The organism is Sphingomonas sp. (genome assembly GCF_019635455.1).
Lineage (GTDB): Bacteria > Pseudomonadota > Alphaproteobacteria > Sphingomonadales > Sphingomonadaceae > Sphingomonas.
Map to the genome: position 1 here is coordinate 77351 of NZ_JAHBZJ010000001.1, position 20308 is coordinate 97658.

The window sequence follows — 20308 nt, forward strand, 5'->3', positions numbered from 1 at the left end:
GTCGGTTCTGGCTTCGTCATTGGCAAGACGCATCGGCCCGGCTCAGGACGGTTCCGCATAGGCGATCTGCATCACGCCCCAGTGGCGCCCGTTGACATGGATCGACGTAATCATCTGCTTGAGCAGCACGACGCCGCCATCGCTGGTCGGGCGGCGATACGCCTTCAGGCAAAAGGGCTCCGTCAGCAGGCAGAGCCGCCGCGTATCGGGAAAGTCGAAAAAGATGCCGCAGCGCGAATGTTCGCTGTTCCACTCCGTCGCGCCTGCCCGCTGCGGCTGCGAGCGTTCGGGCATCGCGACGGCGGCAAAGGCGTTGCGGTCGGTCAGGGTCATTCCGAAAAAGCCCGGCAGGCTGCGTGCGCGCTCCTGAAATGGTCGCGCCGCCGGAACGATGATCGGCTGAACCGGATGGCGGAACTGCGCCGGATCGGTGCCGGGAATGGGCGTATAGCCGTCGCCCAGCAGCGTCTCCATGCTGATACGCCCGTCGGCCACCGCACGCTCCAGTTCGGCGGCGACGGCGCGCGTCGCCTCCAGCGCGAAATTCACATAGGGCGAATCGGCGGTATCGACGCCGCTGACCGCGAAATGCTGCAACAGCTGGTTGGTATCGTCGCTCACCGTCAACAGGCGGTCGGACAGGCGTTGCAGGCCATCGGCATTGGCGCTGGAATTGGCGGAGAGCGCGCCAAGCCCGTTGCGGATCGTCGCCACGGCATCGACCATCGACGTGACGCGATCGCTCACCTGATCGCTGCTGTCCGACAATTCGTGGACGATGGCGCCAAGGCGCGCGACCAGATCCTCGATCTGCTTGCTTCCCTGATGCGCCGAACGGGCGGTATCGACGCCGCTCGCGATGCGGCCCAGCATCCCCGCCGCCTCGCCGGACAGGGCCGCGATCGAACGTTCGATGGTCCGGGTCGCGCTGCTCGTTTCCTGCGCCAGCTTCTTGACCTCGCTCGCGACCACCGCAAAGCCGCGCCCGGCATCGCCGGCACGGGCCGCCTCGATCGTCGCGTTGAGCGCCAGCAAATTGGTCTGGCTGGCGATGCCGCCGATCATCTGGGTCACCTGGCTCACGCTGGCCAGCGCGTCGTTGAATGCGCCAAGGCCGGCGTGAATCTGGCTGACCTGATCGATCAGTTCGACCACATTGGCCGAGGCGTCGGCGATCTGGCGGGTCGATACGTCGATCACCTGGCGCGCGCCCGCAGTGCTCAGCCGCACCTCATTCGCCACCACGGCGACATTCTGACCATCCCCGGCCAGCCGCACCGATTCGCTGCCGATCGTCTCGATCGTGTTCGCCTGTGCCGTGACCCGTTGCGCGAGTTCGCTGATATCCGCCTGAAGATCGAGCGTGCGGATGCCGAGTTCGCCCGACATCTTCGCCGCCTTCCTTACCGTCGCCGAAAGATCCACGCCCGTCTCCGCAAAAGGTTCGCGGCTCTCCCGCTTTCGCGCAACAGTGGCGCAGATAGGTTAAATCCGCGCTAAGCCTCCTCCACAAATCCCTGATTTTACGCGCGAAGATTAAGGCTGCGGCTTGTATTTTCCTGCCCGATCCGTTCTGATCCTGTCGGGAAAGGTGGACGCGGTACGATGACGATACATCCCTTTGTCCTGTCCATCATCGCACTTGCCGCTCCGGCACCGGTCGAGACGGTCGATCCGGTCGCGCAAGCCGTCGAGCGGGCCGAACGGCTCGTCCGCGAAAAGCGGGCCGGATCCGCGCTGGCCGAAATCGAGCGCGTCCTGCCGGGGATCGACGCGTCGATCGAAACGGCGCGCGCCAGGGGCCTGGTCTTCTGCGCCGCCGACCGCGACGAAATGGCGACCTATGCGGCGATGGGAAGCGACAGCCGCCAGACCTCGACCGTGTTCACCGATCCGGTCTGCGAGGCGATGTACCTGCACGGCTATATCCTGGCCGAGCTCGACCGCCTGCCCGAAGCGACCGCGGTGCTCGAAAAGCTCAGTGCGATGGCGCCGCGCAACGGCCGGTATCTGGCGGAACTCGGCTACACCTATCGCTCCCGTGACCTGGTCAAGGCACGGGCCGTCTATGTGCGCGCGATCGAGGCGGGAAAGCTGACCGTCGACAAGGCGCGCGGTGCGCACGATCAGGCCCATGGCTTGCGCGGGCTTGGCTGGGTCCTGATCGAACAGGGCGACTGGGAGGGGGCCGAGCGCGCCTATCGTGACTCGCTCAAGCTTGAGCCGGACAACGCGATCGCGACGTCCGAACTCAAATATATTGCCGAGAACCGCCCCAAATAGCCGCGCCTAGAGGTCGCGTCCGTCGCGCGGGCGCGCGCCGATCGTTTCGCGCAGAAACGCCAGCATCTCCTCCCGGTCGCCACGCGTCTGCGCCCGTGTCATGCCGATCATCGCGCCGGCCATGGCAAGCATCAGGCCGGGAATGGCGACGAAGCCAAGACCCGTCCAGCGGGTCGCTCCCGACGACGAGAGGAGCAGGATCAGTCCGAACGCCAGGAACAGGCTGACGAAGGTGACCCAGCATCCCATGAACAGCCCCACCGATCGCGGCGCACCGATGCGACCGCGCAGGCGCGTGCCGCCCTCGAACGGGTCGAGCCGGGCCTTCAGCAGCGGCTTGAAATCATTGCGGGTGCGCGGGCGATGGACCCACAATGTCATTTCGCGATCGGTGCCGTTGCCGGTCACGCATCGCGGCGCATCCACGGTCAGGACCGCCACCTTTTCCTTGAGGCGGGTCGCCGCAGCGACCGGCGACATCGGGGAGACAAGATCGATCCGCACGCCGCGCAGCTTGCACATCGGCCGGCGAATGTCGATCGGGTCACAGCGCGCCGACGAGCGCGCCCACCACCCCGCCAGTCACCAGCGCCAGACCGGCGACCTCGCCGCGCGTCACCCGCTCGCCAAGATAGAAATGGCCAAAACTCATCGTGAAGGCGACCTCGATCTGGCCGACCACGCGGACCAGCGCCACCGGCGCGGTCGCGAAACCGGTGAACCAGCACGCCGAACCGAGCGAGGAGAGCAGCCCCACCTGGCCCGAAATCCGCCATGTCCGAAAGACGCCGGCGATCTGGCCGGGTTCGCGCATGGCCAGATACGCGCCCTGCACCGCTTCGGTCTTCGAATAGGCGGTGCCGACAACGAAATTGCGGTGATCGAACGCCATCAGCAACAGGTTGGTGGCAACGATCTGCGCCAGGCCGCCCGCCGCGCAATAGACGGGCAGCCAGCCCCCCAGCACCGGCACCGCCGCCGGAACCAACAGGAACTGATAGGCCGCCGCCATCGCCAGCGCGAACGGCAGGCCATAGAGATAGCGGACCAGCCCCGCCGCATTGATCGACAGCTGCCGCCCGACGCGGCGCTGCACGGCGGTGCGCCACGGCTGAAAGATCGCCGCGACCAGCGTGGCGGGAAGCCAGATCGGTGACGTAATCATCGCGGCCAGACCCGGGTGGCGATGCTTCTGAACTGAGTGATCGCAAGCGCGCTGCGCTTCTGCTTCGCCTCCGACAGACCCGCCAGCCGCGCCGCCACCGCACCCTCTGTCGCCTCCCAGATCTCCAGCGCTTCCATCGTCTCGCGGTCGAGCAGGACGAGCAGGACGATGTCGAACCTGTCGCCGCATTTGATCGACGGACATGGCCCGCGATACCGGTCGCGTGGATCGACCGCGCGCCCCTTCACCTGGACGCGAAGCCGGACCCCATCGCGCAACTGTATCGCATCATGGCCTGCGGTGCGGGGTGGAACCAGATTCAGCCCCAGCTTCTCGGCAGCCTCCAGCTCGGCCACCTCACCGGTAACGCCCAGCGGCTTGCCGGTCGCGCGATAGTAACGCGCGGCGAGCGCCTGCGCCTCGCGGATCAGCTGCCGGACCTGCGCGTCGTCGCGTTCGGGGTCCGACGCACCCTCGGTCATGCCGGTCACATCTTTTCCAGCAGTCCCTCCGCCGCGATTTTCTCCCGCCAGACCAACGGGGCGAGCTGATGGACGTTGTTGCCCTCGCTATCCACCGCGACGGTCACCGGGAAATCGGCGACCTCGAACTCGTAGATCGCTTCCATCCCCAGATCCTCGAATCCGACGACCCTGCTGCCCTTGATCGCCCGCGCGACGAGATAGGCCGCGCCGCCGACCGCCATCAGATAGGCGCTTTTGTGATCGCGGATCGCCTCGGTCGCGGCCGGACCGCGCTCGGCCTTGCCGACCATCGCGAGCAGCCCCTGGTCCAGCATCATGCGGGTAAATTTGTCCATCCGCGTCGCGGTGGTCGGACCGGCCGGTCCCACCACTTCCTCGCCGACCGGATCGACCGGGCCGACATAATAGATGACGCGGCCCCTGAACTCGACCGGCAGTTCCTCGCCGGCCGCGAGCATGTCGGCGATCCGCTTGTGCGCGGCGTCGCGCCCGGTGAGCATCTTGCCGTTGAGCAGCAGCCGGTCGCCCTGTTTCCAGCCCCGCACCACTTCCGGCGTCAGACTGTCCAGATCGACGCGGATCGCCGCCTTGTCCGGCGTCCAGTTGACGTCGGGCCATGCGTCCAGCTTCGGCGCTTCCAGATAGGCCGGGCCGGAACCGTCGAGCGTGAAATGGGCGTGGCGGGTGGCGGCGCAATTGGGGATCATCGCCACCGGCTTGCCCGCCGCGTGGCAGGGCGCGTCCATGATCTTGACGTCAAGGATGGTGGAAAGGCCGCCCAGCCCCTGCGCACCGATGCCCAGCGCATTGACCTTGTCGAAAATCTCGATGCGCAGCGCCTCGATATCGGTCTGCGGCCCGCGCGCTTTCAGCTGGCCCATGTCGATCGGATCCATCAGCGCCTTCTTGGCGAGCAGCACGCAATGTTCGGCGGTGCCGCCGATGCCGATGCCCAGCATGCCGGGGGGACACCAGCCCGCGCCCATCTGCGGCAGCATTTCGACCACCCAATCGACGATCGAATCGCTGGGGTTCATCATCTTGAACTTCGACTTGTTCTCGCTGCCGCCGCCCTTGGCCGCGACGTCGATGCTCACCGTGTTGCCCGGCACCATCTCGACATGCAGGACGCAGGGCGTGTTGTCGCGGGTGTTGCGGCGGGTGAAGGCGGGATCGGCCAGCACCGAGGCGCGCAGCTTGTTCTCCGGGTGCAGATAGGCGCGCCGCACCCCTTCATCGATCACGTCCTGCAACGCGCGCGAATTGTCGTCGAGCCGGCAGTCCATGCCCCATTTGACAAAGACGTTGACGATGCCGGTATCCTGACAGATCGGCCGATGCCCCTCCGCACACATCCGGCTGTTGGTCAGGATCTGCGCGATCGCGTCCTTTGCCGCCGGCGCCCGTTCCGCCGCATATGCCGCGCCCAGCGCGCGGATATAGTCCATCGGATGATAGTAGCTGATGAACTGCAACGCGTCGGCGACGCTGTCGATCAGATCGTCGGTCTTGATGGTAACCATGGCCCGTCCATTTGCTCGTGTCGCGGGTTCCTTTAGCGGATGACAGCCCCCGCGCCAGCCGCTAACCGCGCCGCTGTGCTTCGCCGTCTCGTCCTCGCGCATCCCCGTCTGGCCGCCGCGCTGCTCGCGCTGACGCTGGCGATGAAGCTCGCGGTCCCGGCGGGGTTCATGCCGGTCGCCGGCAACGGCACGCTGGTCCTGGCGGTGTGCTCGCAAATGGGGCCGCAACGGATCGTGATCGAGGTGCCGGGCCTGCCCGCCCAGCCGGATGACGCAGGCAGGAAGGAACAGCCCTGCGCCTTTGCCGGCTTCGCCCATGCCCTGGCGTCGGGCGCCGACCCGTTCCTGCTCGCCGGCGCCATCGCCTTCATCCTGACGCTCGGCTTCATGGCGGCGCCGCTGCCACCCCGCCGACGCGCGCGTCACGCCTGGCCCCCGTTACGCGGCCCACCCGCCATCGCCTGATCGACACGACGACACTCAACCCGCGCGCGGACCGCGTTCGCGCGCCGATCAGGAATGCATATCATGAAGACGTTTCACACGGCGGCGCTGCTCGCCGCCACCTGCCTTGCGACCCCGGCCCTGGCCGCGGATGAGGAACAGAAACAGCCGGAGATCATCGTCACCGGCACGCCCAACCCAGAGGATCCGCCGGTCGTCGCCCAGGCCCGCGAGCGCCTTGCCCGCACGCCGGGATCGGTCGCGGTGGTCGCCGCCGAAGCCTATCAGGACCGGTTCGCGGTCGGCACGCCCGACATCCTGCGCGACGTCCCCGGTGTCCTGGCCCAGAAACGCTATGGCGAGGAAGGGCGGCTCTCGATCCGCGGCTCCGGACTGGATCAGAGCTTTCACCAGCGCGGCGTGCTGCTGGCGCAGGACGGCGTTCCGTTCGCCGATGCCGACGGCTTTTCCGATTTTCAGAAGATCGACCCGCTGGGCGCCCGCTATGTCGAGGTGTACAAGGGCGGCAACGCATTGCGGTTCGGCGGCGCCCAGCTGGGCGGCGCGATCAATTTCGTGACCCCGAACGGCAAGACCGCCGCCTCCCCCGCGCTGCTCCGAATCGAGGGCGGCAGCGACGAGACGGTTCGCGCCGTCGGCCAGGTCGCTGGCGCATCGGGCGCGTTCGACTATTTCGCCGGGATCAACGCCTTTCACAGCGCGGGGTATCGCGTGCAGGGCTATCAGGATCAGGTGCGCGGCACGCTGAACGCCGGCTACAGCTTCGGCGCGGACAATGAGGTGCGCGCGATCCTCTACGCGGCCGACATCTATCAGGGCGTCCCCGGCACCGTCACGCTCGCCCAGGCGCTGTCCGACCCGCGCGCACCCGGCGCGTCCGCGATTCCGCAGAATCAGCGCCGCAATCAGGGTGTGTTCCGTGGCACGTTGCAGACCCGCCTGCGGCTCGCCGACACGCTCGTTTTCGAAGGCGGCGTCTATGCGACACAGACCGACCTCTACCATCCGGTCGGCATTTTCATCCTTCAGGATACCGATACCCAGGGCGCGTTCGGCCGCTTCGACTGGTCGGGCGCGATCGGCGAGCTGAAGGCCGACCTGTTCGCCGGGGCCTTTTATCGTCAGGGCGGCACGAACCAGACGCTGTTCACCAACGTCGCCGGGCGCGCGGGGATGCGCATCGGCGATGCCCGGCAAGAGGCGAACGGGCTGGACCTGTTCGCGGAGGGGCGGGTGTTCGTGACCGACGACCTCGCGCTGGTCGCCGGCGCGTCATGGGGGCATGCCGGGCGCGACTATCTCAACCGGTTGAGCGGCCGGACGGCGCGGCAGCGCTATGACTGGATTGCCCCTCGTGCCGGCCTGTTGTTCTCGCGGGAGGGGGTGCAGGTCTATGCCAATGTCACCCGATCGGTCGAACCGCCGCATTTCGGGGCGCTGGCGCAAACCAACACGACGGGATCGGTGTTCGTGCCGCTCGATCCCCAGCGCGCCTGGACGGCGGAGATCGGCACGCGCGGGCGCCACGGTCCGCTGGCCTGGGACGTGACCTATTATCATGCATGGGTGCGCGGCGAACTGCTCGGCTATCAGACCACGCCGACCATCCCCGCGACGGTGTTCAACGCCGGCCGGACCCGGCATCAGGGGGTCGAGGCCAGTCTGGACTGGTGGCTGATCGACCGCCCGGGCAACAGGCTGCGATTGCGACAGACCTATGCATGGTCCGACTTCCGGTTCGACCGCGACCCCGCCTATGGCGACAACCGCCTACCGGTCGCGCCCGTCCATCAATATCGCGCGGCACTCAGATATGAGGGTAAGGGCGGCGTGTTCCTGGAGCCCAATCTCGACTGGCGCCCGATGTCGATCTGGGCGGACTATCGCAACAGCCTGCGCGTGCCGGGTTATGCGACGGTCGGGCTTGGCGCCGGGACCGATCTTGCCGGCGGCGTGACGCTGTTCGTCGATGCGCGCAATCTGACCGACCGGCATTATGTGTCCGACGTCGCCGCCGCCGTCGGCGCGACCGCGGCCAGCGCGATCTTTCACCCGGGTGAGGGGCGCACGGTGATGGGCGGCGTTCGCGCGCGGTTTTAAGGATGTGGCAGCCCCTTCCTTCAGGGAGGGGGCTGCTGCGCCTCAAGGCAACTCCCGTCACGCACCCCGCTGACACTGCCGACGCCCAGAATGATCTTCGCGCGCCGGGAAAAGGTCAGCGCCTGCCACCGCCCCATATTGCCGGTCGCCGTTCGGCTGCGCAGGAAGGTGAGGTGCAGCAGCTCGAACTGCTCGTCATCGATCCGCCCGGCATCGATCATGCAGGTCCATTGCGCGACGTTCCACGCATAGTCGCGGCTGACCCCGTCCTGATCGACCGCCTCACTCAGGCCCTGATACCAGGCCAGCATCGCCTTCAACCGCGCGGCGCGTTCGCCCGATGGCAGTGCCGCCAGCTTGCGCCGCAGCCGCGCGACATCCTCATCCCCGGGCAGCGTCTTCTGCTGGACGCGGGTGTCGATCGCCCATCGGACCTTGCGCATCGTGATCGGGGTGTCGGGCCATAGCCGCAGCAGCTCGCCCCTGACCTCCAGCAACAGCGCGACATAGGCATCGGCCTGCACCTGAAGCATCGCGTCGCTTTCAAAGATGCCGGTGAGTTCCCCGCGCGCGATGGGGTTCAGCTTCCCGTCCTGGCCGTGCGCCGCAAGGATGCCGGCGCGGCACCGGTCGCGCACCGGCGTGTCGAGGCAATCGCGGGAGAAGAACAGCCGGCCATATTCCGGCGCCAACTCCCGCAGCGCGCGCCGAAACCGGCGCCGGGAGTGGAATCCGTCGCGCCATGCGTGCAGCAACGGTTGCAGGCTGCCGGTCCCGTAATTCCATTGCGACATGCCGACCGAAACCAGCTGGCTGTCGAAATTGCCGACCGGCATCGCCCAGCATCCCATGGTTTCGGGGATCGAGGTTTCGCGCATCCGCTGAAAGATCTCGGCACGGCCAAGACCAATCTCCCGGAGTTTCGCCGCGGCGTCGGGATCGATGCGGATCGCCGACACGTCGCCGACCTCGCGACAGGGCGGGCGATCCTGGGCCGCCGCCGGCAGTGCAGAGGCGAGGATCGGTGCGGCGACGGCGAGGACGTAACGCATCGCGCCGGTGTGCAGCGCCCCCTTCCCGCGCGCAAGGTTTTCAGCTGCGCCGGATGCGCGCGCGCGCCAGCTTGCGGTCCTCCAGCGAATAATAGAGCCAGATGTCGCCGTCCCCCGCCACGACCGACGCGGCAAAGGCAATGTCGGTCGCGGTCCTCTCCTCTGCCGGGGGCGGCACGATCAGCGGTTCGATCCCGCGCCCGATCACCCGCGTGCAGTCGCGATCGAACATCACCCAGCCGATCCGCCAGCGCGCGTCGCGGGTGGCGCCATTGTAGAACATGACCGGATGTTCGGGATCGTCGAGCAGCATCGGGCCGGTCGAAAGGTGCCAATTGTCCCAGCTGTCCTCGCGCGGCGCGAAGGGGACGGGCTGTTCCTCCCAGGGGCCGTGGATGCCCGGCCCCACGGCCAGCCCGATCCGCGATGCCTGATCGGCGGCATATTCATAGAACAGCCGCCAGCGCCCATCGGCGGTCTGCATCACCGTCGCTTCCTTGGTGTTTCCCTCTGACTTGGAGGAGGCGAGCGCCACGCCGGTCTTTTCCAGCCGGTCGATCGACGGGCCGACCGCATAGAACAGCTCGCCATGCGCCATGTCGCGTTCGACGCCGGTATAATAGACGACGTAACTGCCGTCGCGTCGCCGCAGCACGGTCGGGTCCTCCACCCCGCCGGCCTGATCGTCCGCCGGCCCCGGCACGATCGACGGACCGGGCAGCATCGCGAAGCGCTGGCCATCCCGGCTCCACCCCGCCCAGATCACCCCGGTATCGGTGACGCGCGCGCCGACCCGCGGCACCGCACGCACCATGATCCCCAGCCGCCCGTCCGGCTCGCTCCAGACAAAGGGACTCATCCAGTCGCGGGCCATCAGTTCGGGCGGCCCGTCCAGCGCCACCGGCTGAAGTTCGCGGACGCTGAAATCCACCGGCACCGCCGCCGGCGTGACGCGATCCTTCGCCGCGCTCATGCGCCCAGCGCCTGCATCAGCGACAGCCCCCCGTCGATCGCGATCTTCGCTCCGGTGATATAGCTCGCCTCGTCCGACGACAGCCATCGGGCCAGCGCCGCCACCTCCTCCGCGGTGCCGGCGCGCCGCATCGGGATGTTCGCGGTCAGGCTGTCGCGATAGGCCGTGTCGCGCTGCGCCCGCGCGTTCATCGGGGTCAGGATCATCCCCGGCTCGATGGCGTTGACCCGCACGCCGTTCGCCGCCTCCTCGATCGCCATCGTCTCGATAAGGTTGGTCAGCCCGCCCTTCGCCGCGCAATAGTCCGCGCCACCGGCCCGCACGGCATAGGCATGGATCGAAGAGATGTGGACGATCGAACCAGGCACCGCCGGATCGCGACCGTTGAGGAACCGGCGCGACGCCAGGAACGCCCCGGTCAGGTCGGTCGCCAGCATCCGTTGCCAGTGGGCGAGCGTCATGTCGCGCACCGCCACGCCCGCCATGTTGATCCCGGCCGAATTGACCAGCACCGACGCCGGCCCCCAGACGCCCTCCACCGCCGCGAACGCGGCCGCCACCGACGCCTCGTCCCCGACGTCGCATTGCACCGCCATGCCGTCACCGCCGGCGTCGCGCACCGCGGCGACGCTGGCCTGCGCGCCGGCTTCGTCCCGAAAATAGCAGACCGCGACCCGATCCCCGCGCGCGCCGAACGCGGCGGCGCAGGCCGCGCCGATCCCCGACTCCGCACCCGTCACCACCACGCACCGTGCCATTGGCCTTCTCCGCTCCACCCCGCCTGGCGACAATGCAGCAGGCGGCAAAGAGTTGCGGGGAGTGCCGGCTAGAGCACGTAACGGCTCAGATCGGTGTTGCGGGCGATGCTGGCGAGTTGCGCCTCGACATAGGCGGCATCGACGGTCAGCATCGATCCGCCGCGATCCTCGGCATCGAAACTGATGTCCTCCAGCAGCTTTTCCATCACCGTCTGCAAACGGCGCGCACCGATATTCTCGACCTCGCCATTCACCTCCGCGGCGATGCGGGCGATCGCGCGGATGCCGTCGCCGGTGAACGCCACCTCCACGCCCTCGGTCCCGATCAACGCACGATATTGTTCGGGCAGGCTCGCCTTGGTGTCGGACAGGATCGCGACGAAATCATCTTCGGTCAGGCCCTTCAGCTCGACCCGGATCGGCAGGCGGCCCTGAAGCTCGGGCAGCAGGTCGCTGGGCTTGGCGACGTGGAACGCGCCGCTGGCGATGAACAGGATATGGTCGGTCTTCATCGGCCCGTATTTGGTCGCGACCGTCGTCCCCTCGATCAGCGGCAGCAGGTCGCGCTGCACGCCTTCGCGGCTGACGCTCCCGCCGCGCACGTCGCTCACCGCGATCTTGTCGATCTCGTCCAGAAAGACGATGCCGTTCGCCTCGGCGTCGGCGAGCGCGACCCGCGCGACATCGTCCTGATCCAGCCGCTTGTCGGCCTCCTCCTCGACCAGCTTCGCCCAGGCGGCGTGGACGTTCATCTTGCGCCGCTTCAACTGCGGGCCGCCAAAGCCCTTCATCATCTCGCCCAGGTTGATCATCTGCGGTCCCGCGCCGGGGATTTCGAACGGCATGCCCTGTGCCGCCTCCACCTCGATCTCTATCTCGGTATTGTCGAGATGGCCGGCGTTCAGCCGCTCGCGAAACGCCTCGCGCGTGGCCTGGCTCGAATCCTTGCCGGTCAGCGCGTCGAGCAGGCGGGTCATCGCCGCGGCCTCCGCCTTGTCCTTCACCGCCGTGCGCCGCCGTTCCTTCTCCAGCCGGATCGCCTCCTCGACCAGGTCGCGGGCGATCTGTTCGACGTCGCGGCCGACATAGCCGACCTCGGTGAACTTGGTCGCCTCGACCTTCACGAACGGCGCGTCGGCCAGCTTGGCCAGGCGGCGGCTGATCTCGGTCTTGCCGCAGCCGGTGGGGCCGATCATCAGGATGTTCTTCGGGGTCACCTCGTCGCGCAGGTCGGGCTTCAGCTTCTGGCGGCGCCAGCGGTTGCGCAGGGCCACCGCCACCGCACGCTTCGCTTCGGTCTGGCCGATGATATGTTCGTCGAGCGCGGCGACGATCGCCTTGGGCGTCAGATTGTCGTTCATAGGCGCCGCATTTGGGCGGTCGGTGCGCGGAGTTCAACCGCAGCGGAACCCGTCGAACAATCCGCGCATCGACGCGATGATGCCGGCGATGTCGTCGGGCTGTGGCGTCGCGTCGGCGACGTGCTTCTCGAACGTCCCGCCCAGCAGGATGCCGTCCGCACGCGGAAACATGTAGCCGGCCGGTCCATTATAGGCGTAGCGCACCTCCGGCTGGGGGACGAGGATCGCGAGCTGTCCGCGGATCGGGTAGAGCGTCGCATCGCCGAACAGCGCGCCCGCGCCGAGGCCGGTACAGTTGAACACCAGCCGTTCGGGCAGCGCCGCCACCTCGCTCGCCGCATTGAACCGCCGCACGACGAACCGCCCGCCCGCAATCTCGATATCGCGCGAAAGCGTCCGCAGGAAGCGCCCGGTCTCGACATACATCGTCTCGTACCGCGCCACCCGGTCCTGCGCAAAGGGATGCGCGCCGCGTTCCAGCAGGCGAAAGCCGGGCATGTGCGGCCCGGCCCGGCTCGCCCCGCCGGCATAGGTCGGCAACCAGCGAATGCCATAGTCGTCCCCGACCATGATCTGAAACCGCCGGACGCTGTATTCATAGGCGGTGTCGAGCTGTGCCTGCCATGCCGGCGTCACCGCGTCGCGATCGAAATGGCCATAGGCATGGACCTGCCCACCGGCGATGTTCGACGTGGTGTGCGGCGGCAGGTCCGCAGCGTAGAGCGTGACCGGAAACCCGGCCTCCTGCACCAGCCGCGCGGTCGTCAGCGCCATCACCCCCGCACCGATCACCGCGACCGGCCCCTGATGTCCGGGCAGGCCGAGCGCGGTCGCCAGCTTCGACGTCCCCCAGCTGAGCGTGATCCCCGCCCCGCCATGTCCGTAATTATGCACCAGCGCCGTGTCGCCCAGCGCCTCCCGCGCGACGCGGAAACCCGCCGGGCGATAGGGCCGCAGCCCGGCAACGGTGCGGATCACCCGGTCGGCGGACACATCGACTTTCGGCAGGCAGGTCGGGGCGCCCGCGGTCCGCACCGCCGTCGTCGCGCAACCGGTCAGGACCAGCCCGCCCGCGCCCAGCGTCGCGGAGCGGATCACATGACGGCGGGAAAGCGGCGCGTTCACCCCGCCACCCTATCGCGTCAATCGTCGCTGTCGAGCGTCTCTACGGTCAGCCGGTCGTTGGTGTACACGCACAGGTCGGCGGCGATCCCCATCGCCTTGCGGCAGATCGTTTCGGCATCCTGTTCGTAATCGGCGAGCGCGCGGGCGGCGGCGAGCGCGAAATTGCCGCCCGATCCGATCGCCGCGATCCCCGCCTCCGGCTCCAGCACATCGCCATTGCCAGTGACGATCAGCGTCGATGTCCGGTCGGCGACGATCAGCATCGCCTCAAGGTTGCGAAGGAACTTGTCGGTGCGCCAGTCCTTGGCCAGCTCGACCGCCGCGCGCATCAGCTGCCCCTGATGCCGCTCCAGCTTCGCCTCCAGCCGTTCGAACAGGGTAAAGGCGTCCGCCGTCGCACCGGCGAACCCGGCGATCACCGTGCCGTCGCCGAGCGGGCGAACCTTGCGCGCGTTCGGCTTCATCACCGTCTGCCCCTGTGTCACCTGCCCGTCGCCGGCGATCACCACCCGCCCGTTGCTGCGAACCGAAAGGATCGTGGTGCCATGCCATTTGATCGTGTCACTCATGGCGCGGGATATGGGGGACGGTCGCCCGGCTTATCAAGACTCCGGATCGGCCGCCAGATCGACGACTTCAAAAGCGACGTTCCGAATCTGGCTCGCATCGATAATCATGAAAGGAAAGCGGGACGACGGCGAAGGCAGGGTCTTGATGTTCATCCCGGCACTCAAATCGGCCAGATAGCGCTCGCAGTCCCACAAAGCGATCCGCGTGATGCACCCGTCCGATTTCAGGCCCATCTCATATAGAACGCCTCCATAGACGATGGTCTTGTCGGAATGGTCGTGGGTTGTCAGCACATAAGCTACGACAAACTCGTCTTCATTGTCCGCCGCGTTTGCAATATCGACGGCCCACCCATAGATCCAGGCTGGTAGCTGATCTGATTTCGCGAGATGCCTAAGATACGCTCGCACGATCACATATGCGATCAGCCCCTGCATCAGGGCTATTCCGACCAGACCTCCGATCGCATCGCCGCTAGCTTCTTGACTTCCCATTGCCCGAAAAGCTGCCGCGTACGGATCGACGAGCCCGGCCGGCAAGTGAAGGATACCCCCGACTTTCGCGACAAAGATGTGATTGATGTGAATAAACGCCGCGGAAGTGACATGCACGACCGCAGCGCTTAACAGGATCAGCGTGACAATTTCGACCGACCCTGGGGCTGGTGGCTCCGGAGCGATCGAGCGGCCTGAATGAAAGGTGCCGTAAAATGCGCAGTACGACAAAAGCCCGGGAATAAGGAAAAACAGTAAAAGACCGGACTCGATCATCCAGCGCCAGGTCCTACTTTTTGTCCTTGGCCCTGCCCGATTGCGGCTGCCCCTTGGCGCCCTTGAAAAAATCCAGGCCGGTCTGACGCGCTTGCGGAGTCCGGGTCAGTTGGAGCCAGCTCTTTCCGCCGCTGCGAAGTTTGGCGGCACGTTTCAAAGTGGCTTCAGAAGCAACACGCATACGCACCTCCTTTTCCCGTGGAGCGAATATAGATACCCGAAATTCGCCGCAATAGAATTTGCGCACGTGAAATGACCAACGGCTGAACCGCCGCTATTTCTCCACCCCCTTCACCTTCCCCCATTGCCGTGCGGCCGTGTAGCCGAGATAGCCGGTGCCGAAGAGCGCGTAGAGTGGTTCGGGCAGGCCGTTGAGATATGCGTTCATGCCCGCCGCGATCCCCTTTGCCATATCGGGCGCGACCGCGCCGATCAGCCCCATCGGGATCGCCCAGAGCAACAGCGCATACATGACGTAGAGGAAGCTCGGTCGCGCACGGCTGGTCCATGGATCGGGCGACTGCGCCTCCGCGACGATGGCGGAGAGCTGGGTGCGCACGCGTTCCAATTCCTGCGACCCTTCCAGCCGGATCAGTTCCAGCTTTGCCGCGTCGCGCGCCTTGGGATCGGGAATGATCTTGTCGATCAGCCCGGCGATCGGGCCGATGAGTCCGTCGAGCAATGCCATCTCAACCCTCCCCGTTCGAACCGATCCGGTTCGCCAGCCAGCCATAGAGAAACGCTTCATTCGCGGGGCGGCGTTCGGCCAGCGTGACGTAGCGCTCGCCCTGAAGCGCCTCGATCGCCTTCAGCAGCACGCCCTCGCCCGCCGGCCTGCGCAGGGCGAGAAACGCGTCGAGCGCATGCAATGTCACCGGCCCGATCGCCCCGTCGATCGTCATGTCCGGATAGTCGCGCTGATTGCGGTTGAGCGCGTTGAGCGCGCGCTGAAGGAAGCGGATGCCGACCGGTGGCCCCATGTTCACCCCGGTATCGAACAGTTCGCCGGCAAGCGCAGGCGCCCGCTTCGCCACGTCCATCAGGCGCGGCCGCGACCAGTAGACCCGACGGTAGATCGCGACCGCCTCGTCGCGCGGAAACACCCGCATGTCGCCGGCAAAACCATGTTCGCGCGCGACCCGCAGCGTGATTCCCCAGCGCGTCGGGCCGCCGCGATCGGCGGGATGGTCACAATATCCCCCCTCGCGCGCGATCACTTCATCGATGAGTTGTTCGACCGTCATGCGTCCCTCCTGTCCCGAAAGGCGTCGAATTATCCTATATGGTTCATTGTAGGAAAGATGTTTTTCCAGTTCCGCCACCACAATCGGCTCGAACCTCTGTCGGCGGCCGGACAGCGGTGCCGGGGTGACGAAGCGGTGCGGCCCCGCTAAACCCCGCGCCCATGGCCAAATCCCGCCCCGACCAGCTGCTCGTCGATCGCGGCCTCGCCGAAAGCCGGACGCGCGCCCAGGCGCTGATCCTGGCGGGGCTGGTCTTCTCCGGCGAGCGACGGATCGACAAGCCGGGTCAGCCGATCGCGCCCGACGCGCCCTTGGAAGTGCGTGGCCGCGACCATCCCTGGGTCTCGCGCGGCGGGGTGAAGCTGGCCCATGCGCTCGACCATTTCGCGATCGATCCCGCCGGTTCGGTGGCGATCGACGTCGGGTCCTCGACGGGCGGGTTCACCGACGTGCTGCTGACCCGGGGGGCGGCGCGCGTCTATGCGGTGGACAGCGGCACCAACCAGCTGGCGTGGAAACTGCGGCAGGATGATCGCGTCGTGGTCCATGAACAGACCAGCGCGCGGATCCTGACCGCTGGCCATATCCCCGAACCGATCGACCTGATCGTGTGCGACGCCAGCTTCATCGGGCTGGCAAAGGTGCTTGAACGTCCATTCGCCTTTGTCCGCGCCGGCGCGCGCGTGATCGCGCTGATCAAGCCGCAATTCGAGGCCGGGCGCGACGAAGTCGGCAAGGGCGGCGTGGTCCGCGATCCGACGGTCCATGCGCGGGTCTGCGCCGAAGTGGTGGCGTGGCTGGAACAGGCGGGATGGACCGTGCAGGGCGTGACGCGCAGCCCGATCACCGGACCCGAAGGGAATGTGGAATTCCTGGTCGCCGCACAGGCAGCGTGCGCGGGGGAACTGATGCCCTGACGCCGATCGATGCTCAGACCAGCCTGGCGCGTTCGGCCGCGCGCACGGCGGTTCGTCCCGGGCGTTGCGGGTTCGCCGGATCGGGCCAGGCCGGCGCGGTGGTCCAGCCGAGATGCGGCAGGCTGACGCTGCGCTTTCCCGACAGGTCGGTGCGGGTGACGATCAGCCCCTTTTCCTCGATATGGGCAAGCATCCGCTTCGCCCGCCCGATCGAGCTGGTGCCATATAGCGCCGCGATCGCGGAATCGCTGGGACACGCCTCTCCAGCCCGCGCTGCGCGTGCGATGCCCAGAAAAGGCGCCAGCATCTCCTCCGGCAGGGAGGCCGCGAGGCCCAATGCCTCGTCCCACCCCTCCGCATCGTCGATCCCCGCGCGCGCCAGCGCCAGCGCCTGGCGGAAGGCGGCAAGGTCGCTCCCCCCCTCCACGCCCCGCATACGGCACCGCACGCCATAATCCTGATAGGCATTGGGCAGCGGCACGCGCGCGTCCTCGGCCGCGATCTCGGCGATCACGGCGCGACGGACCCGCGCCTGTTCGTCCGCATCCAGCGCCGGCATATCGGGGACTGCGACCGGCGCGGGCGCGGCGACGCGGCCCAGCAGATCGGCCATCGGCACCGGTGCGGGCGGCGGCGGGGGTGGCGCCTCATCCTCTGCGGCCGGCGCGAACAGCATGTCGCGCAGATCCTCGCTCGGCCCTTCCGGCAGGGGGGTCAGCTTGGGGCTGCCGCCCTTCGACCCGGTCTTGACCGCGCCGATCCTGACCGAGAGCGGCCGGCGCGTGATCGCCGGGCCAAGCGCGAGGAACTCGCCCCGCGCCAGATCGCGGATCGTGTCCGCCTGGCGCCGCTCCATGCCGAGCAGGTCGGCGGCGCGGGCCATGTCAATGTCGAGGAAGGTACGCCCCATCAGGAAATTCGACGCCTCCGCCGCGACGTTCTTTGCGAGCTTCGCCAGCCGCTGCGTCGCGATGACGCCGGCCAGGCCGCGCTTGCGCCCCCGGCACATCAGGTTGGTCATCGCGGACAGCGAGGCACGGCGTGCGTCCTCCGCCACCTCGCCCGCCGCCGCCGGCGCGAACAGCTGCGCCTCATCGACCACGGTCAGCACCGGATACCAATGTTCGCGCGGCGCATCGAACAGCGCCGCCAGAAATGCCGCCGCCGCGCGCATCTGGCCATCGACCTCCAGCCCCTCCAGGTTCAGCACCACCGACGCGCGGTGCGCGCGCACGCGGCTGGCCAGCCGGCCCAGTTCGGGGAGCGAATATTCGGCGGCATCGACCGCGATATGGCCGAACGCATCGGCCAGGCTGACAAAGTCCCCCTCCGGATCGATCACCACCTGCTGCACCAGCCCCGCGCTGCCCTCCAGCAGGCGGCGCAGCAGGTGCGACTTTCCCGACCCCGAATTGCCCTGCACCAGCAGGCGGGTCGCGAGCAGTTCCTCCAGATCGACGGCAACCGGATTGCCGCCGCCGTCCATTCCCATGTCGATGCGGGCAGTCATTGCGAACGGCTTTGGCCCATCGCCGGGAGTCGGGGCAAGGGCCGCAGGCAAAGTTTCGCGATGCCGACGAATGTCAGGGGTCGGGCGGCGCCTGCGACGCGGCGGACAGGGCGGCCAGCGTCGCCGGATCGGTGACGACGCGGCCCCAGCGGGTGCAATAGCGGCCATCGGCGAGGCGATAATAGGCGCGCCCCGCATGCCGAAGCGCGGGTGGGCGGCGGCGCCATCCCTGCCACGCGCCATAGCTCAGCCCGACGATACTGAGCAGTCGCAGCGCATCGACCCAATGATCCGACATCGGCACCTGGCCCCTGTGGACGATGGCCTGCGCGGATCGCACCCGCGCAGGCATTCAGCGTCAGTTGATCACGCGCACCGGGGTGCCGCCGCTCAGCCCATAGGCACCGGGCGTCGGCGAGACGAGCGCGTTGCCGTTCTGAAGGATGACGTTGCCGCCCCCCGCGGCAACCATGTTGCCACCGCCCGCGGCGACCATATTGCCGCCCCCCGCCGCCACCATGTTGCCGCCGCCTGCGGCGACCAGCGAACCGCCCTGGAAAATCCCGAGCGCGAAGCGGCCGGCGAGCGGCCCGTTGCCGTCGATCCGGACGGGGCGGAAGGAATAGCGCCCGGCCCGCACCGCGCCCAGCAACTCGGCATAGCTGGACCAGCGCCCGCCATTGTAGAGCGAAATCGAGCAGTGAAGCCGGTCGGGAACGCGACCATAGACCGTTTCGAGCGCGATCGTCACCCACGGGTCGCCACACGGCCCGCGCGAGCGCGCCGCCTGGGTTTCGGCGGCGGTCGGATTGGCCTGCGCGAATGCCGGTACCGCGCCGATAAGCGTCACCGCTGCGGCCACGAAAGAAACGAATTTCATGCGAGCATCTCCACCCTGCTATTCCTGACGCAACTGCGCAGTCAGGGGAGCAAAGGTGGACGAGGCGCGGCGGACCGAATTGGATATTTCCGACACGCGCGCGGTTCATGGATCCGGGCGGTGCAGCACCTGCATCGGCGCGCCGGCAGCGGCCATGCGCCCGCGCACCGCGGCATCCACCACCGGATGCGGCTTCGCCATATAGGCACGCGGCGTGAGCCCCATGAAGCGCGTGAAGTCGCGGTTGAAATGCGACTGGTCGTAATAATGAAGGTCGAGCGCCGCGGACCAGCTGCGCGAGGCGTCCAGCATCACCGCGCCGAGCGTGCGCAGGAACCGCTGTCGGCGCAGCAGCAGCATCGGCGGAAACCCGAAGGCCCTCCGGCTCAGCCGCTCCAGCGAACGCTCCGACACCTCGGCCCGCGCGGCCAGGTCCGCCACCGTCCCGACATCGGGATCGGCGAGCGCGGCATGGGCGCGCACCACCGCCGGATCGTCGGGCGGCGCATCGGCGAGCAGGTCGATCAGGTGGCGATTGATCGCCTCCGCCTGTGCATATGGGTCGGCATGCGGATCGGCGAGCTGGGGCCGCAGCCGCGCGATCGCCGCAAAGACCGGATCCTGTTCGGCATCGACCGCACGATCCGCATAATGTTCGGCGGAAGCGGCGAAGAAGCGGGTCCAGCCCAGCGGAAGGAACCCGATCCCCCAACTGCGGATCGTGCCGAGTTCGAACCGCGTCGCGTGACAGGTCGGGCCGGCCAGCACGCACACGGGTGTCGGGGTCATCTCGCCCGGACCGATCGACCCGATTCCGGGATCGCCCTCCATGAAGCGCAGATTCGCCCATTCGGGGTGCAGCATGTCGATCATCCGCTCGCCCGGCGGGACATCGATGTCGTTGAGGTAGATCGCGGTCAGATACCGGGTCAGTTCGGGCCGGATCGGAAAGAACCGCATCCGTGCCGTGCTTTGCGCAGCGCCCCCCATTCGCACCTCATCATTGCCCCGCCGACGGTGCCGTCGCGTCCAGGCATGTCGCACGATTAGGCGCGACACGCGTCGAGTGAAACGGGTTTCTTCGTTGCCGGGCAAAGGGTTCGGGATATCCGCGCCGCCAGGGCGAC

General features: G+C 67.5%; 23 protein-coding genes. 4 read left to right on the plus strand and 19 right to left on the minus strand.

The genetic code is table 11. The annotated features are described in order from the left end of the window. Positions 1-42 precede the first annotated feature (42 nt). On the minus strand, positions 43-1389 hold the full coding sequence (locus KF783_RS00385; protein ID WP_294076334.1) for a methyl-accepting chemotaxis protein: 1347 nt from the start codon (positions 1387-1389) through the stop codon (positions 43-45). Positions 1390-1605: 216 nt separating this feature from the next. Here KF783_RS00385 and KF783_RS00390 point away from each other — a divergent pair, with 216 nt between their 5' ends. Then, complete coding sequence (locus KF783_RS00390) at positions 1606-2283, plus strand: tetratricopeptide repeat protein (RefSeq protein ID WP_294075911.1); 678 nt, start codon at positions 1606-1608, stop codon at positions 2281-2283. A gap of 6 nt (positions 2284-2289) precedes the next feature. Here KF783_RS00390 and KF783_RS00395 read toward each other — a convergent pair whose 3' ends face one another. Genes KF783_RS00395 through KF783_RS00410 form a run of 4 tightly spaced genes read right to left on the minus strand, consistent with a single transcriptional unit; the run spans position 2290 to position 5456 of the window. Then, positions 2290-2787, minus strand: a complete 498-nt coding sequence (locus KF783_RS00395; RefSeq protein ID WP_294075912.1) for a hypothetical protein — start codon at positions 2785-2787, stop codon at positions 2290-2292. A 40-nt stretch (positions 2788-2827) separates the two neighbouring features. Continuing rightward, complete coding sequence (locus KF783_RS00400) at positions 2828-3448, minus strand: EamA family transporter (RefSeq protein WP_294075913.1); 621 nt, start codon at positions 3446-3448, stop codon at positions 2828-2830. After that, positions 3445-3930 (minus strand): hypothetical protein, encoded by a 486-nt coding sequence (locus KF783_RS00405; protein ID WP_294075914.1) that lies wholly within the window; start codon positions 3928-3930, stop codon positions 3445-3447. Before KF783_RS00405 ends, KF783_RS00400 begins: the two co-directional genes overlap by 4 nt. Before the next feature lie 5 nt (positions 3931-3935). Further along, positions 3936-5456: a fumarate hydratase gene (locus KF783_RS00410; protein ID WP_294075915.1), complete on the minus strand. Its 1521-nt coding sequence runs from the start codon at positions 5454-5456 to the stop codon at positions 3936-3938. 75 nt (positions 5457-5531) lie between these two features. Between KF783_RS00410 and KF783_RS00415 the strand changes: the two genes are divergently transcribed. Continuing rightward, the gene (locus tag KF783_RS00415) at positions 5532-5921 is read left to right on the plus strand and encodes a hypothetical protein (protein WP_294075916.1); all 390 of its coding nucleotides are present in this window, start codon (positions 5532-5534) and stop codon (positions 5919-5921) included. Between the two features lie 63 nt (positions 5922-5984). Further along, the gene (locus KF783_RS00420) at positions 5985-8021 is read left to right on the plus strand and encodes a TonB-dependent receptor (RefSeq protein ID WP_294075917.1); all 2037 of its coding nucleotides are present in this window, start codon (positions 5985-5987) and stop codon (positions 8019-8021) included. A 20-nt stretch (positions 8022-8041) separates the two neighbouring features. Here the strand turns inward: KF783_RS00420 and KF783_RS00425 are convergent, their stop codons facing one another. The 10 genes from KF783_RS00425 to KF783_RS00470 all read right to left on the minus strand — a co-directional run bounded on the left by KF783_RS00425 (position 8042) and on the right by KF783_RS00470 (position 15874). Beyond that, a complete protein-coding gene (locus tag KF783_RS00425) occupies positions 8042-9073 on the minus strand; it encodes a hypothetical protein (RefSeq protein WP_294075918.1) in 1032 nt (343 codons plus the stop codon). 40 nt (positions 9074-9113) lie between these two features. Continuing rightward, positions 9114-10046 (minus strand): glycosidase, encoded by a 933-nt coding sequence (locus KF783_RS00430; protein WP_294075919.1) that lies wholly within the window; start codon positions 10044-10046, stop codon positions 9114-9116. Beyond that, a complete protein-coding gene (locus KF783_RS00435; RefSeq protein ID WP_294075920.1) occupies positions 10043-10804 on the minus strand; it encodes an SDR family oxidoreductase in 762 nt (253 codons plus the stop codon). Before KF783_RS00435 ends, KF783_RS00430 begins: the two co-directional genes overlap by 4 nt. Positions 10805-10872: 68 nt before the next feature. Then, on the minus strand, positions 10873-12165 hold the full coding sequence (gene hslU, locus KF783_RS00440) for an ATP-dependent protease ATPase subunit HslU (RefSeq protein WP_294075921.1): 1293 nt from the start codon (positions 12163-12165) through the stop codon (positions 10873-10875). Positions 12166-12198: 33 nt separating this feature from the next. Further along, positions 12199-13263, minus strand: coding sequence for an FAD-dependent oxidoreductase (locus KF783_RS00445; RefSeq protein WP_294075922.1), 1065 nt, complete (start codon positions 13261-13263; stop codon positions 12199-12201). Positions 13264-13307: 44 nt separating this feature from the next. Beyond that, positions 13308-13859, minus strand: coding sequence for an ATP-dependent protease subunit HslV (gene hslV / locus KF783_RS00450; RefSeq protein ID WP_294075923.1), 552 nt, complete (start codon positions 13857-13859; stop codon positions 13308-13310). 33 nt (positions 13860-13892) lie between these two features. Further along, entirely contained in the window at positions 13893-14630 is a 738-nt protein-coding gene (locus KF783_RS00455; protein WP_294075924.1) for a hypothetical protein, read from the minus strand. A gap of 13 nt (positions 14631-14643) precedes the next feature. After that, entirely contained in the window at positions 14644-14811 is a 168-nt protein-coding gene (locus KF783_RS00460; protein WP_294075925.1) for a hypothetical protein, read from the minus strand. Positions 14812-14904: 93 nt separating this feature from the next. Continuing rightward, entirely contained in the window at positions 14905-15318 is a 414-nt protein-coding gene (locus KF783_RS00465) for a holin family protein (protein WP_294075926.1), read from the minus strand. 1 nt (position 15319) lies between these two features. Next, positions 15320-15874, minus strand: coding sequence for a glycosyl hydrolase 108 family protein (locus tag KF783_RS00470; RefSeq protein WP_294075927.1), 555 nt, complete (start codon positions 15872-15874; stop codon positions 15320-15322). A 161-nt stretch (positions 15875-16035) separates the two neighbouring features. Between KF783_RS00470 and KF783_RS00475 the strand changes: the two genes are divergently transcribed. Next, complete coding sequence (locus KF783_RS00475; RefSeq protein ID WP_294075928.1) at positions 16036-16791, plus strand: TlyA family RNA methyltransferase; 756 nt, start codon at positions 16036-16038, stop codon at positions 16789-16791. 13 nt (positions 16792-16804) lie between these two features. Here KF783_RS00475 and KF783_RS00480 read toward each other — a convergent pair whose 3' ends face one another. The 4 genes from KF783_RS00480 to KF783_RS00495 all read right to left on the minus strand — a co-directional run bounded on the left by KF783_RS00480 (position 16805) and on the right by KF783_RS00495 (position 20141). Continuing rightward, a complete protein-coding gene (locus KF783_RS00480; RefSeq protein ID WP_294075929.1) occupies positions 16805-18301 on the minus strand; it encodes an ATP-binding protein in 1497 nt (498 codons plus the stop codon). A gap of 73 nt (positions 18302-18374) precedes the next feature. After that, positions 18375-18599 carry a hypothetical protein gene (locus KF783_RS00485; protein ID WP_294075930.1) on the minus strand — a complete coding sequence of 75 codons (225 nt, stop codon included), beginning with the start codon at positions 18597-18599 and terminating at the stop codon, positions 18375-18377. Positions 18600-18659: 60 nt separating this feature from the next. Next, on the minus strand, positions 18660-19181 hold the full coding sequence (locus KF783_RS00490) for a hypothetical protein (protein ID WP_294075931.1): 522 nt from the start codon (positions 19179-19181) through the stop codon (positions 18660-18662). Positions 19182-19286: 105 nt separating this feature from the next. Next, complete coding sequence (locus KF783_RS00495; RefSeq protein WP_294075932.1) at positions 19287-20141, minus strand: helix-turn-helix domain-containing protein; 855 nt, start codon at positions 20139-20141, stop codon at positions 19287-19289. Positions 20142-20308 lie beyond the last annotated feature (167 nt).